This window comes from Psychrobacter fulvigenes (assembly GCF_904846155.1).
In the GTDB taxonomy this organism is placed as follows: Bacteria; Pseudomonadota; Gammaproteobacteria; order Pseudomonadales; family Moraxellaceae; genus Psychrobacter; species Psychrobacter fulvigenes.
The window spans coordinates 968,407-981,837 of the sequence record NZ_CAJGZP010000001.1 but is presented as its reverse complement, the minus strand read 5'-3'; the positions used below and the strand labels follow the sequence as shown (position 1 = coordinate 981,837).

Genomic DNA, 13,431 nt, shown 5'->3' with positions numbered 1-13,431 from the left:
TATTGGCAAGTTGCTTTGCGAGTAAGGGCTATTTTTGGGTATAATGCGCCCACTGTCTTCAAACCTTACTTCTCTGATTCTATTTATCGATTTCGACTGTTCGTTCGAATTATTTAACCCCAATTGTGAGATAACCATGAGTGATAAGCCTTCTTTAAGCTACAAAGATGCCGGTGTTGATATTGATGCAGGCGACGCGCTGGTTCAGCGGATAAAATCCGTAGCAAAAGCCACTACTCGTCCTGAAGTTGTGGGTGGGCTTGGTGGGTTTGGCGCATTATGCCGCATTCCAACAGGTTACACCTCTCCTCTACTTGTCTCTGGCACTGACGGCGTGGGCACCAAGCTCAAACTGGCCTTGCAGCTGAATCGTCATGATACTATCGGTATTGATTTGGTCGCCATGTGTGTCAACGATTTATTGGTTTGCGGTGCCGAGCCATTATTCTTTTTAGATTATTATGCAACGGGCAAGCTTGATGTTGATGTGGCGGCGACTGTCGTGACTGGTATTGGCGAAGGCTGTAAACAAGCCAATTGTGCACTTATCGGCGGTGAAACTGCTGAAATGCCAGGCATGTATCAAGACGATGATTATGATCTAGCTGGATTTTGTGTGGGCGTGGTCGAAGAAGCGGAAGTTATCACTGGTGAAAATGTCGCAGAAGGTGATGTGCTCATTGCGCTTGCTTCAAGTGGTGCACATTCAAACGGCTATTCACTAGTACGTAAAGTCATCGAAGTCAGCGGTATTGACGTTACTAATAGCGATGAGCAACTAGACGGGCAATCTATCCAAGACGCGCTGATGGCGCCTACTCGTATCTATGTAAAAGCTATCAAAGCCCTGCAAGACACCCTTGGTAATTCCGCCCTGCATGCTATGTCACATATCACTGGTGGTGGCTTAACGGATAACTTACCACGTGTATTACCAGATAATCTAGCTGCTAGCATCGATACCAACAGCTGGCAGTTCTCAGAGCTATTCACTTGGCTACAAACCCAAGGTAATATCAGCCAAAGCGAGATGTACCGTACCTTTAACTGTGGCGTTGGTTTTGTCATCGTTGTGCCAAAAGACAAAGCTGAAGCAGCCATCAACACTTTGAACGATGCTGGCGAGACAGCATGGCAACTGGGTGAGATGGTCAAGCGCAGCACTGATGACCAGGCGGATGCTGTGGTGTACCGTTAATGTCCGTATCAACACTATCAGATGATACTATGCGCCAAGCCAATAAACCTTTACGCATTGCGGTATTGGTGTCAGGTAGTGGTAGTAATCTACAAGTACTGATAGATGCGATGCAAGCAGGTTCGCTACCGATTGAGATAGTCGGCGTCATTAGTAATCGTGAGGATGCTTATGCCATCACACGTGCGCAAGATGCCAATATTCCAATAGCGGTGTTGTCACACGTTGCTAATGGCAAACGCATGGGTATCAAAACCTTCGAAAGCCACGCTAATGACCAATTGACGGTATGGCAGCCTGATCTAATTGTGCTCGCTGGTTTTATGCGTGTACTCAGCGCTGGATTCATCGACAATGCGCCAGCACCGATGATTAACCTGCACCCTTCATTACTACCTGTCTATAAAGGTCTGGATACTCATCAGCGTGCCATCCAAGCAGGTGAGCGTCACCATGGCTGTAGCATTCATGTGGTCACAGCTGAGCTCGATGCGGGTGCTGTTTTGACCCAAGCTTTATTAGAAATCAACCATAAAGATACAGCGGACAGCCTGCAAGTACGTGTACAAAAGGGTGAGCATCAACTGCTACCATGGACTATTATGCTTATCGCAAAGGGTATATTGAATATCAATCAGCTAACCACTCAAAATGATGACACCAAGTCTGCCAACTTACCCGCCCTTCCTTTAAAGCTTTGGTTAAATGACTGATGTGATTGAGTGAAAGCTTATTGTAGGCTGATACTTTTAGTCCAGCTTAAATATTTGCGACAGCAAAATGTTGGGCTAAAAGCACCAACCTACGACGGTTTATACTAAGTTAAAGGGTATGTTTTTGTTAAAGGGTATGTTTTTTATAATGACCTACCAATAAAAACACCCCGCTGCTTAGCAACGGGGTGTTTTTGCATTTATAGATGACTATAAACGTTACAGATAGTTGTAGAAGTTAAGCAGGTTTTTTACCTACGACGTGTACTGCTTTGATATTAACAAACTCCTTGATACCAAAGCCGCCATGTTCACGGCCATAACCCGAATCTTTGACACCACCAAATGGCAATGCTGGATGAACTAAGTTATAACCATTAATGTAGACCATCCCTGTATCGAAGTGCTCTTGAGCCAAACTGATGGCTTTGTCTTCGTCTTTGGAGAAGATAGCACCGCCCAGTCCATAACGGCTGTCATTGGCGATACGGAATGCATCTTCTTGATCTTTGGCACGAATTAAAGAAGCAACTGGACCAAATAACTCATCTTTATACGCTGGCTGATCTGGCTTGATATTCTCCAAGATGGTTGGTGGATAAAAAGCACCAGCCTTATCAGGGATTTCACCACCGAGCGTAATCGTTGCGCCTTTGCTCACACTCTCTTGAACTTGCTCATGCAAGTTATCACGCTGCTTACTACTCGACATAGGGCCTACATCAGTAGAGTCATCCATCGGATCGCCTACTTTATATTCTTTGAACTTCTCAATTACTAAATCACGGAACTTATCATAGACACTATCTACTACCACGAAGCGTTTGGCAGCGATACAAGTCTCACCGTTATTGTATAGGCGAGCATGCGCACAAGTTGTGGCTGCTAAGTCTAGGTCTGCGTCTTCTAATACGATAAAAGCATCGTTAGAGCCAAGCTCCATGACCGTCTTTTTCAGCACTTTGGCTGCTTGCTGTGCCACTACTCTACCGGCCACATCACTACCTGTCAGCGTTACACCGCGTACTTTTTCATGTTCAATCACCTGCTCAGACTGAGCATGACTGATGATTAGAGCACGGAATAAATCGTTCGGTAAGTCAGACTCATGCATGATTTTTTCAATCAGCAAGCCTGAGCCTGTGACGTTCGAGGCGTGCTTAAGTAAAATACTGTTACCTGCCATCAAGTTTGCAATGGTATAGCGGAACACTTGATAAGCTGGGAAGTTCCATGGCTGGATACCATAGATGATACCAATGGGGTCATAGCGTACTAACCCTTTTTTGATGCCTTCAATATCGCGCTCATCTTGCGCCAGTGCTGCAACGCCTTCACCAGCGGTGAAATCACAAATGGCTTTACACAAGTCAACTTCTTCTAAACTTGCCTCTAGCGTTTTACCACGCTCCTCAGTCATTAGCTTTGCGAGCTCATCTTTGTATTTCATCAGCGTATCGCCGATAGAATTGATGACTTTAGCGCGTTCTTCTGAACTGACCAAACGCCACTCCGAAAACGCTTTATGCGATGCGTCAATGATTTTGTTGACCTCATCATCACTCATATAGCTATAATCTTTAATGTCTTTACCCGTCGCTGGGTTCACAGTAGTAATATCTGCCATGATTATTATCCTTATTTATTAGAGTATTTTTGAATTGGTTTGATTAGGACGTGTCTTCTTCTTGATGTTCATTGTTTCTCTATGTCCTTTAAGCATAACAAAATGCGCACTGAGTAGGTTTACAAGTTATAAAGAAGTGTGCGTAAGATGTTAAGAATGTGACTGTGCCCTTGAACTCAGAATCAAGACAATAAAAAGACCAACGCATCGGCTGGTCCTTTTTATTTATCTCATTTATATATCTGACAGTTAAGCATATCGCTTAAGCAAATAACAACGCATCAAAACAAATGGTTGATCACTGGAATTTCCTGCGGTTGATGCTCTTCATCCGCAACCACTTGCCTTGCGACATGCATGATCAGCTGTCTTAACCAGCGATGGGCTGGATGATGTTGCAGTAATGGTGACCACGCCATCGTTAGCTCAAACTCAGGGATAAAAAATGGTGGCTCTTTCATAACTATACTATCGTTATTTGCCTGCATTCTCGCCACACGTGTGGGCAGCGTCGCTATCAAATCTTTATTAGCAGCGAGCATGGCCGGCATTTGGTAATGACGGGTAAAGACACTGATTTGGCGCTTTTGTCCCAGACGTTGCAGCGCTTGATCGATAGAGCCAAGACCGCCAGATTTCTCTGGGTTGACACCAAAACCCACACCCATACCCGTCTTTGACACCCAAACGTGTTGCGCTTTGAGATAGTTTTTTAAGTTAAAGCGATTGGCAATAGGGCTATCAGCTGACAATAAACAACTAAAAGTATCTCGCCAGACCAATACTTGATGAAAGCTTTGCGGTATCTCATTAAAACGGTTGATCGCCAAATCAACTCGGCCTTGCTCCATGTCACGATAAGAGACATCAGATGGGGTCAAAAAGTCTAAGATAACATTGGGCGCTTCAGAGCGTAATGCTTTAACTAACTTTGGCACCAAGGTTGCCTCAGCATAGTCTGAGGTCATGATACGAAAGACACGCGAGGTGGTATAAGGGCGAAACTCAGTACGTGGTTCGAGTACTTGGGTTAAGTCCGCGAGTATCTCGCGAATCCGCGGCTGCAGCTCTAAGGCACGCTCAGTCGGCGTCATACCTTCAGAAGATCGTACCAATAGCGGATCGTTGAATAGCTTACGCAGACGCCGCAAAATATTACTCATCGCAGGCTGGGTGATGCCTAATTGCTCAGCAGCTCGTGTGACGTTTTTTTCTCGTAACAATACATCTAAATGTACCAATAAATTCAAATCAACCCGCTGCAAATTCATACATATTTCTCTTTGCTTTAAAATAAACGCCCTATCAAAATTGGCGACTTTACCCGCTATTGTGATCTATATACGTTAAAACTGTATAATCAAACCCTGATTTTTACTGACGATCTACCAAACCCATCCCTGCCACGCTACAAAACAACTTGGTTAAGTACTTGTTTTTATTACACTATACATTTAAAAAATACTAAAGATAACTATCATAAATTAGATAAATCCTAGTAAGACCGCTATAGTGACCTGTGTAGGCAAATCGAAGGTCAGATTATAAAGCTCATATCAACTGACTACCACACCTAACTTTGGTGACACGTTTTTGAGCTCATACTAGGTTATTGTATCACTTCTTATCGAGAAGTAATGATAGCACTATTGAGTATATCCTTGTGTTTATCCGTAAGTTTGTTTAGTGTAATGAAGCTGAGGCTTATGACGGATTATTGTTTATTACTCTAATCTCACTACATTTTTAGTCATGCTACCAGCAATGACGCTTCGATATAATCAATGCCACCATATTGTAATCCCTGCGAATCCCACGCAAATATAGTTATGATCATTTTACCAATTGATTTTGTTCGTTAATTTTTCACACCCCACCAAGGAGACTATAGATGTCAACTGCATATAAATCAGCGATCGATTTAGTACGTGAACTTAAGCAAAAGCACGGTAACTGGCAGAATATCAGCGAGACTGATGCGGCACGTATGATGTCACAAAACCGTTTTAAAACTGGTTTGGATATCGCAAAATATACTGCAAAAGTCATGCGTCAAGATATGGAAGACTATGACAATGATACGTCTCAGTACACGCAGTCTTTAGGTGCATGGCATGGTTTTGTTGCCCAGCAAACCATGTACGCTAAGAAAAAATACTTCGGTACGACGTCTAAAACTTACATCTACCTATCAGGTTGGATGGTTGCGGCCCTTCGTTCTGAGTTCGGTCCTCTACCTGACCAATCTATGCACGAAAAAACCTCAGTACCTAAGCTAATCGAAGAGATCTACACTTTCTTACGTCAAGCCGATGCTAAAGTACTAAACGACTACTTCCGTGAGCTAAACGCTGCAGAAGAAGCTGGTCAAGATACTTCAGCTATCCTAGAAAAAATCGAAAACTTTGAAACACACGTTGTGCCAATCATTGCTGACATCGACGCTGGTTTCGGTAACGAAGAAGCGACTTACTTGTTAACCAAGCAAATGATCGAAGCAGGTGCTTGTGCTATCCAGGTTGAAAACCAAGTATCTGACGCTAAGCAGTGTGGTCACCAAGCTGGTAAAGTAACGGTTCCACATGAAGATTACATCGCAAAAATCAACGCGATTCGTTATGCATTCCTAGAGCTTGGCGTTGAAGACGGTATTATCGTTGCACGTACTGACTCTGAAGGCGCATCACTCACGCAAAAAATTCCAGTATCAGAAGAGCCAGGCGACCTTGCTTCTCAGTACATTGACTTCATCGAAATGGAAGAAGTGACTCTTGAAGATGCAAAAGAAAACGACAGCTTGCTTAAGCACAACGGCAAACTAGTACGCCCAGTTCGTCTGCCAAACGGTCTATATCAGTTCCGTGAAGAAACGAACATCGACCGTGTTGTACTTGACTGTGTAACTGCCTTGCAAAACGGCGCTGACCTACTATGGATCGAAACACCGACTCCAGACGTTGAACACATCAAAATGATGGTTGATCGTATTAAAGAGCAAGAGCCAAAAGCGAAGCTTGTTTATAACAACAGCCCATCGTTCAACTGGACGCTTAACTTCCGTAAGCAAATCATCGCTCAGTGGGAAGAAGAAGGCAAAGACATCTCAGCGTACAATAAGGATGACTTGATGAGTGCTGATTACGACGGTACTGAGCTTGATGAAGCTGCTGATATCGCTGCTAAGAACTTCCAGCGTGATGCGTCACGTGAAGCGGGTGTATTCCATCACTTGATCACGCTACCTACTTACCACACTACAGCGCTTAGCGTGCATGAGCTTGCTAAAGGCTATTTCGGTGAAGACGGTATGCTTGCTTATGCTGCTGGCGTACAACGTAAAGAAATCCGTGAAGGCATCGACTGTGTTAAGCACCAAGCAATGGCTGGCTCTGACCTTGGCGATGACCACAAAGAAATCTTCTCTGGTGACAACGCACTTAAAGCTGGCGGCGGCAAGAACACGATGAACCAGTTCTAATCACCGACAATCTATAACTGCACGTTACAAGAAAAGCCGTCCTATAATATAGGGCGGCTTTTTTACGTTTATATAAAAGGGCGCATGCTTGTGAAAAAACATTAAAAAAACCCTTTAACCATCGCTGCAAACAATCTAACTGCATGCGATTTTATAAAAGATACCCTTGTCACATGCATTGATTTAAGACATAGTAGGTCTATAACCAGTAACAAATTAATAGAATTGCAAAGGAGGATTCGACCGTGCAAGAGATAGAACTGAGGTTTTTGATACCACCAGCACGTCTAAAAGGTCTGATGCGTCAAGCAAAAGTAAAATCCTCACAAGTGACTCAATTAGCAGCCCACTATTACGATACACCAGATCAGCAGCTGGCTCAGGCAGGTATTGGCTTACGTATTCGTAAAGAAGGCAATAACTGGGTACAGACCATCAAAGCCCGTGGTGACGGCATTGCTGCACATCTAGAGCACAATACCACCTTGGATCATGAGCATGTCCAAGCCATGCTAAACGATAATGCCTTAATGCCAGATTTAACCATTTATAAAGACACAGCTATCGCCCCAGCTTTGGCTAAATTTAAACTAAAGAAACTTGCCAAAAATTTAACTCGTCAATATGTTACTGATGTAGAGCGCACTACTCGCCTGCTAGTAGATGATAAAAACTATAAAAATGAAAGCAGTATAGAAGTGGCATATGACCATGGTAAGATCATCCATGGTAAGGACGATGCTCAGCGCCAAGCCATTGAAGAAATTGAGTTCGAGTTGGTATCGGGAGATTTGGACTTTTTATTCGCCACTGCCAAGACTTGGTGCAAGCGCTATAAGCTCTGCCTGTCTACAGTCACTAAGGCAGAGCGTGGTGGTTTGCTGATTACAGAGCAAGCGTATAGTCCAGCGGTCAGTGCCAATCTTAGCCAACTTGAGGTTCATAAAGACAGTAGTAGACCTGCTTTTGTCCGCGCAGTAGTAAATAACTGCTTATTGCAAATACTACCAAATAGTAGCGCTATCGCCGAAGGCAGCGAAGATGATGGTCATATCTTGCAACTGCGTATCGGTATTCAGCGGCTTCAATCTGCCTTAAAGGCTTTCAATAATTTCTCAGATCAGCTCAATCCTGAATGGTCAGTTATTCTTAAGCAAACTGCTACTTTATTGGATGAATACCGTGAAGTGGCTTATTTAGCGCATACCGTACAGCCCAAGCTTAAGCAGCAAGGTGCTCCCACTGTAGATTGGAGTGCAGAGCTAAAAAACATTAAGGTATCCCCTATTGATGCGGTGCAGGCCAACGACTTCCAACTGACCTTACTTGAGCTGATCGCCTTTAGTATGAGTGATCCTAGTACTGAAGCGCAAGCGGACAAGCTTGCCATAGATAAATTGGCAAAAATATTATCCAAACATCATACCAAGCTGCTCGAAGCCGAGCACAATCTCGATGATTTAGACATCGATAACGCAGGCGATGTCAGCTCAAATAGTAATGATGAGCAAAAGGCTCAGCATAAGCTGCACAATCATCTAAATAGTCATCTAAAGAGCTTACGCTATATCAGTGAGTTTGCTGCGCCTCTATACTCTAAAAAACAAAGCAAGCGCTGGATAAAGCGCTTAGCCAAAGCCCAAAAAGCACTGGGGCAATATCTCGACAACCTAAATCATAAAGATTATTATTTGCAAAAATCAGCTACTGAACCCAATGCCTTGTATGGTGCTGGTTGGTTTTCTGCAACTTTGGTCAAGCGTGAAAAACGCTATCAAAAACGCTTAGAAAAAGCCCGCAGCAGCACTACCTTTTGGTAATAATGGCTAGAGCGTATCCTCAATCTGAACGATAAGTTCTGAATGAGCGAACAGATGAGTAAAGATAAAAAAAGACAGCCGCTTTAATGAACTGACCCCCATAAGTTGGACACAACTTTTGGGGGTGTTTTTATGCGTTACGATCTAGACTTTAAGATCAAAGTCATTGCATACTACAAAGAAGGACATAGTAGCAGTGCGACAGGTGAAAAGTTTGGTGTAAATCCAAGGTTTGTACGCAAATGGATTGAACAATATCAAAGCGGTGGTATAGGCGCCATTAAACCTAAGACCAGTAAAGCTAAATACAGTAGCGAGTTTAAGTACAAAGTGATTGAAGCGATGTTGATAGAAGGATTAACCCAATCTGAAACCGCCCTTAAATTCCACATCAGCTCACCTGCGCTTATTAGCCACTGGCACAAAGCTTATCGCTTCTACGGTATGTCTGGACTCACATCCAAATATAAAGGTAGTCACTCTATGGCATCTCCTATCACAGACAAACCTGATAATGAAAAGACCCTAGCAGAGCTCAAGCGTGAACTGCAATATCTGCGTGCGGAGAACGCCTATCTAAAAAAGCTCGATGCCTTGCTTCGGGAAAAGGAACAAGCCGCGACAAAGCAAGGCTCATCGAAGGATTAAGACTAAAGCACGCGTTATCTGACTTACTCACCATAGCAAAGCTTGCAAGGAGTAGTTTCTACTATCATAGAGCACAGCTTTGGAGTGAAGATAAATACGCCGATCTCAAACAGCGCATCAGGGATATCTATCATCAGCACAAAGGTCGGTATGGCTATCGTAGAATCACTCAAACACTTAAGAGTGAAGGGTTAAGGTATAACCATAAGCTCATCGCACGGCTTATGAGTGAGCTTAAGCTGACTGCTAGAATCAGACAACAGAAGTATCGATCCTACAAAGGACAGTGCGGCGTCATAGCTAAGAATAGAGTCAAGCGCAAGTTCAGGGCGGGTGCGCCTAATCGCAGGTGGTTTACTGACATTACTGAGTTTAAAGTGGGCGAGGATAAGTTGTATCTGTCTCCTATACTAGATTGCTATAACAATGAGATCATCAGCTATACGCTCTCAAGACGACCGGTATATGACTTAGTGAAACAGATGCTAGATAGTGCACTTAAAGGCATACCTAAAAAGCGCAAGGAGCAGCTAACACTACATTCAGATCAAGGCTGGCATTATCAGATGAAGCCGTTTGCAAAGTCGCTTAAAGCGAATCATATTAAGCAAAGTATGAGCCGTAAGGGGAATTGCTTAGACAATGCATTGATGGAAGGGTTCTTCGGTACGCTGAAGTGTGAGACGATTTATATTGAGAAACCAGAAACTATTGAGGACTTAGAGCAACAGATTCATGAGTATATTCACTACTATAATCATGAGAGAATTCAGATGAAACTAAAAGGACTGAGCCCTGTGAAATACAGAACTCAGTCCTTGATACAAACTTAAACAGTCCAAGTTTAGGGGGTCAGTTCATAATAACGGCTGTCTTTTTTATTGTTTAAACTATTAGCATTTAAACTGTTTTAGACTATGGATCTTATACCATTTCCAAAAATTAGAGTAGCGCGGAAAATTTGCGCAAGTACTACTCCTAGTAGGCTTAGCAAGTTTGACAAAGTTAATCGCACTTTTTGGGTTTGGTACTAGCTGTCTAGTCCGATTACCTTCACACGCTCATCGACAGACTGATAGCTCTTCTCGCCCGCAGGTTGGACAATATTACCAAACGGCATTTGCGCAACCAGCTCCCAACTGTCTTCCACTGAAAAAGCCGCAGCCACCTCTTCATCAATCAATGGATTATAATGCTGCAGGTTTGCCCCAACACCTAGCGCGCTTAGCTCTGTCCATGCGGCGTGTTGATGCATGCCTGACGTTTGCTGCGCCCAGATAGGAAATCTGTCTGCATATAGCGCAAACTGCTCTTGCAGCGATTGGACAACTTTGTGGTCTTCATAAAACAAAACCGTACCAGCGGCAGCACGAAAGCCATCAATCTTTTGCTTGCTGGCAGTAAAGTCGCCATCACCAACTGCTTCACGTACTTTGGCCTCTGTGATATCCCACAGCTGCTGATGCTTCTCACCAAACACCACCACCATACGTGATGACTGTGAGTTAAAAGCTGAAGGCGTATGCAATATCACACTTTCAATAACATCAAGAATTTCCTGTGGCTTTACTGGCAAATCGCTGCCCAAAGCATAGATAGAGCGACGATCATTAAAGGCTTGTTGCACAGTTGCAAGAGTCGTTTTAGACATTATAATTATCCTTGTTAATACCATTAAATATTAAGTGAGCAATTTTAGCGTTAAATTTTCATCCGCTTATAAGGACGTCATTATAGCAATATACTTAAAAATAACCAGTCCATATTAAGTTGATTTTATCAATAACTCTATAAAGTTATTCTGTTTTACTCAGGTTTTTTAGTGACCTATTATTTAATCAGCAACTATAGTTACCCTTGTACCCTCTACAACTTGCTCAAATAGCTCAGCTATATCGTCATTACGCATACGCACGCAGCCATGTGAGAGTGGTATGCCCATTGGTTCGGTATCTGGCGTGCCATGAATATAAATATAACGCTGATAAGTATCACAGCCGCCTTGGCTATTGCTACCTTTATTATTTCCTTCCTCAAGACCACTTAGCCATAAAATACGGCTCAATATCCAATCGCGCTCAGGGTGTAACGCTCCAAGCTCAGCATCATATACCTCTCCTGTGGGCACGCGCCCGACAAACACGGCATTGATGGGCGCGTTGCCACCTATCTTTTTGGCAATGACATGCTTACCAAGCGGCGTACAGCCACTATCTTGCTGACTGCCGCTGCCGTTTTTGGCAGTAGACACTGTATAGTGAACTGTTTTTTTATTTTGCTGATATACCGCTAGTGTTTGCTGAGCGATATTGATCACTATCTGCGTGGCAGCGGCTTCATTTTTGGTCATTTTATTTTCCCAGCTGTTACTTATTGAGTATCTGTGGCGCAATTTAAGAAATAATAAAAATTCTAATGTTAGGGGATTGTATCAAGGCAGTTGGCACCGTAATATATAGGCACACTTTTTTGATGCTAGCAGATTATGACGACTATTTCACCGACACGTGTGTCGATGTATGACTTTTTGTACCAAGATACCCAGCCCATGGTGTCGTTATTGGCTGATGCAGCTCAGCTGTCACTACCACAGACCCGTCTTGCCCTTAGTGCCAGCTTACAGGCTATCGTAAGCGCTTTACTTGCTTATCAACAGCGCCATCAAGGTCAAACAGTCAATAAAAAGCTGTTCAATCGTGGAGCAGTCAAAGAACTACGTCAACACAACTCCATGAACTTTGCGACTATCAATGCAACCTTGTACCATCGTCATGATGTGGCCGACGCCATATTTGGTGATAACGCACGCGTTGTCAAGGCCAGTGAGTATATTGCCACGCAGGTTGATGCAACTACGGCACAAGTACAAACCTTACTTACCTGTCTGTGCGTCATCGTGCTCCGAGAGCTTGCCATCTTAGCCGACTATAGCAAGCTCGACAATGAGGAGCTGGATAAATGGTTTACCTTACAGCCGCAGTTTTTGTCCGCTCAGCGCTTTGATGAAAAAGTGCCAACAACCACGCCTGCATTAATCGAAAATACCAATGATACCAATGATACCAATGAAGCGAGCCAAAATAGTGCCAACAATAAAAATACGGCTCATGCAGACGATATCAATAAACAGCAGCATCAACATCAAGAAATCGCATCAGAGAATGAGCACTTAGAAGATATAACTTCAGAAACTGCCACAGAAGCTGCAGCGCTGACTCTAACTCCGCCTTCCTTTGATACTTACTGGTTTGAGCTCACTGGCTTTGAACCAAAGCATGATCTTGCGGTACAAGATATGCAGCAAGCCACTTCCAACTATCTCAAAGCAATCGGGCGCTCATCTGATAACTTGCAGCAAGGCCGTCATAATGACATGCTGGTATTTGCACAAATGCATGCTATCGCCCTGCCACATCAACGTTGGTTATTACAGCTCGCAAAAATCTCTGATATCTATCTCAGTCGCAACCGTTTACGCATTACCTCTGAACCTGCGACTCCGCCCACGCCACCTTTTGTGAGCTTAGGGTTACTCGGGGGTAATAGTGACAATACGCCAGTGACTACTAGTGAGACACCGATTGAATACGACGCACCAAAGCCTCTCTGGAGGAATCCTGTCATTCTATTGATCATCTTAGTCATCGGTGGACTTGGCGCACTTGCCACTTTGAAATATCAAATGCAAAAGTCTGACAACGCTTCTCAAGCAGAACCAATAGTGAAACAGGTTTCGGCCGAAGAACGCCAGCAGCAAGATGTGGCCATCGTCAAAGTCGATGAGGATGATAGCCTAGAGTCAACCGCAGCTGAATAACAGAGTGACTGACGAAAGACAGTCTTTAGCACTCATAAAAACTAGCCATAAAAAAACAGAGACACTATAGATAGGTCTCTGTTTTTGTCTTGCATTCAAATAACTACTTAATTAAAAACGATCAAAAATC

Annotated in this window: 11 protein-coding genes; 7 read left to right on the top strand and 4 right to left on the bottom strand. The window is 43.5% G+C overall.

The genetic code is table 11. The features are described 5' to 3' along the window. Positions 1-136: 136 nt before the first annotated feature. Both purM and purN read left to right on the top strand, forming a co-directional pair. Positions 137-1,198 carry a phosphoribosylformylglycinamidine cyclo-ligase gene (purM, locus tag JMX03_RS04355; protein WP_201594743.1) on the top strand — a complete coding sequence of 354 codons (1,062 nt, stop codon included), beginning with the start codon at positions 137-139 and terminating at the stop codon, positions 1,196-1,198. Next, positions 1,198-1,911: a phosphoribosylglycinamide formyltransferase gene (gene purN / locus JMX03_RS04350; RefSeq protein WP_201594741.1), complete on the top strand. Its 714-nt coding sequence runs from the start codon at positions 1,198-1,200 to the stop codon at positions 1,909-1,911. Before purM ends, purN begins: the two co-directional genes overlap by 1 nt. Before the next feature lie 238 nt (positions 1,912-2,149). On the opposite strand, the gene JMX03_RS04345 is transcribed toward purN, so the two are convergent. Continuing rightward, positions 2,150-3,538 (bottom strand): NAD-dependent succinate-semialdehyde dehydrogenase, encoded by a 1,389-nt coding sequence (locus JMX03_RS04345; protein ID WP_201594739.1) that lies wholly within the window; start codon positions 3,536-3,538, stop codon positions 2,150-2,152. A gap of 281 nt (positions 3,539-3,819) precedes the next feature. Beyond that, the gene (locus JMX03_RS04340) at positions 3,820-4,809 is read right to left on the bottom strand and encodes a LysR family transcriptional regulator (RefSeq protein WP_201575230.1); all 990 of its coding nucleotides are present in this window, start codon (positions 4,807-4,809) and stop codon (positions 3,820-3,822) included. 620 nt (positions 4,810-5,429) lie between these two features. Between JMX03_RS04340 and JMX03_RS04335 the strand changes: the two genes are divergently transcribed. From JMX03_RS04335 to JMX03_RS04320, 4 genes are all read left to right on the top strand, one after another. Beyond that, entirely contained in the window at positions 5,430-7,016 is a 1,587-nt protein-coding gene (locus JMX03_RS04335; protein ID WP_201575231.1) for an isocitrate lyase, read from the top strand. A gap of 245 nt (positions 7,017-7,261) precedes the next feature. Further along, complete coding sequence (locus JMX03_RS04330) at positions 7,262-8,836, top strand: CYTH and CHAD domain-containing protein (RefSeq protein ID WP_201594737.1); 1,575 nt, start codon at positions 7,262-7,264, stop codon at positions 8,834-8,836. Positions 8,837-8,968: 132 nt separating this feature from the next. Further along, positions 8,969-9,484 carry a helix-turn-helix domain-containing protein gene (locus tag JMX03_RS04325; RefSeq protein WP_201594307.1) on the top strand — a complete coding sequence of 172 codons (516 nt, stop codon included), beginning with the start codon at positions 8,969-8,971 and terminating at the stop codon, positions 9,482-9,484. After that, positions 9,388-10,317 carry an IS3 family transposase gene (locus tag JMX03_RS04320; protein ID WP_201597723.1) on the top strand — a complete coding sequence of 310 codons (930 nt, stop codon included), beginning with the start codon at positions 9,388-9,390 and terminating at the stop codon, positions 10,315-10,317. The genes JMX03_RS04325 and JMX03_RS04320 overlap by 97 nt, the downstream gene beginning before the upstream one ends. A 197-nt stretch (positions 10,318-10,514) precedes the next feature. Here JMX03_RS04320 and JMX03_RS04315 read toward each other — a convergent pair whose 3' ends face one another. Together JMX03_RS04315 and JMX03_RS04310 are read right to left on the bottom strand one after the other, a co-directional pair. Beyond that, the gene (locus tag JMX03_RS04315) at positions 10,515-11,135 is read right to left on the bottom strand and encodes a nitroreductase family protein (protein WP_201594735.1); all 621 of its coding nucleotides are present in this window, start codon (positions 11,133-11,135) and stop codon (positions 10,515-10,517) included. A gap of 183 nt (positions 11,136-11,318) precedes the next feature. Next, positions 11,319-11,834 (bottom strand): L,D-transpeptidase, encoded by a 516-nt coding sequence (locus tag JMX03_RS04310; RefSeq protein ID WP_201594734.1) that lies wholly within the window; start codon positions 11,832-11,834, stop codon positions 11,319-11,321. A gap of 135 nt (positions 11,835-11,969) precedes the next feature. On the opposite strand from JMX03_RS04310, the gene JMX03_RS04305 reads away from it, so the two are divergent. Then, a complete protein-coding gene (locus JMX03_RS04305; RefSeq protein ID WP_201594732.1) occupies positions 11,970-13,301 on the top strand; it encodes a hypothetical protein in 1,332 nt (443 codons plus the stop codon). The last annotated feature ends 130 nt before the right edge of the window (positions 13,302-13,431 follow it).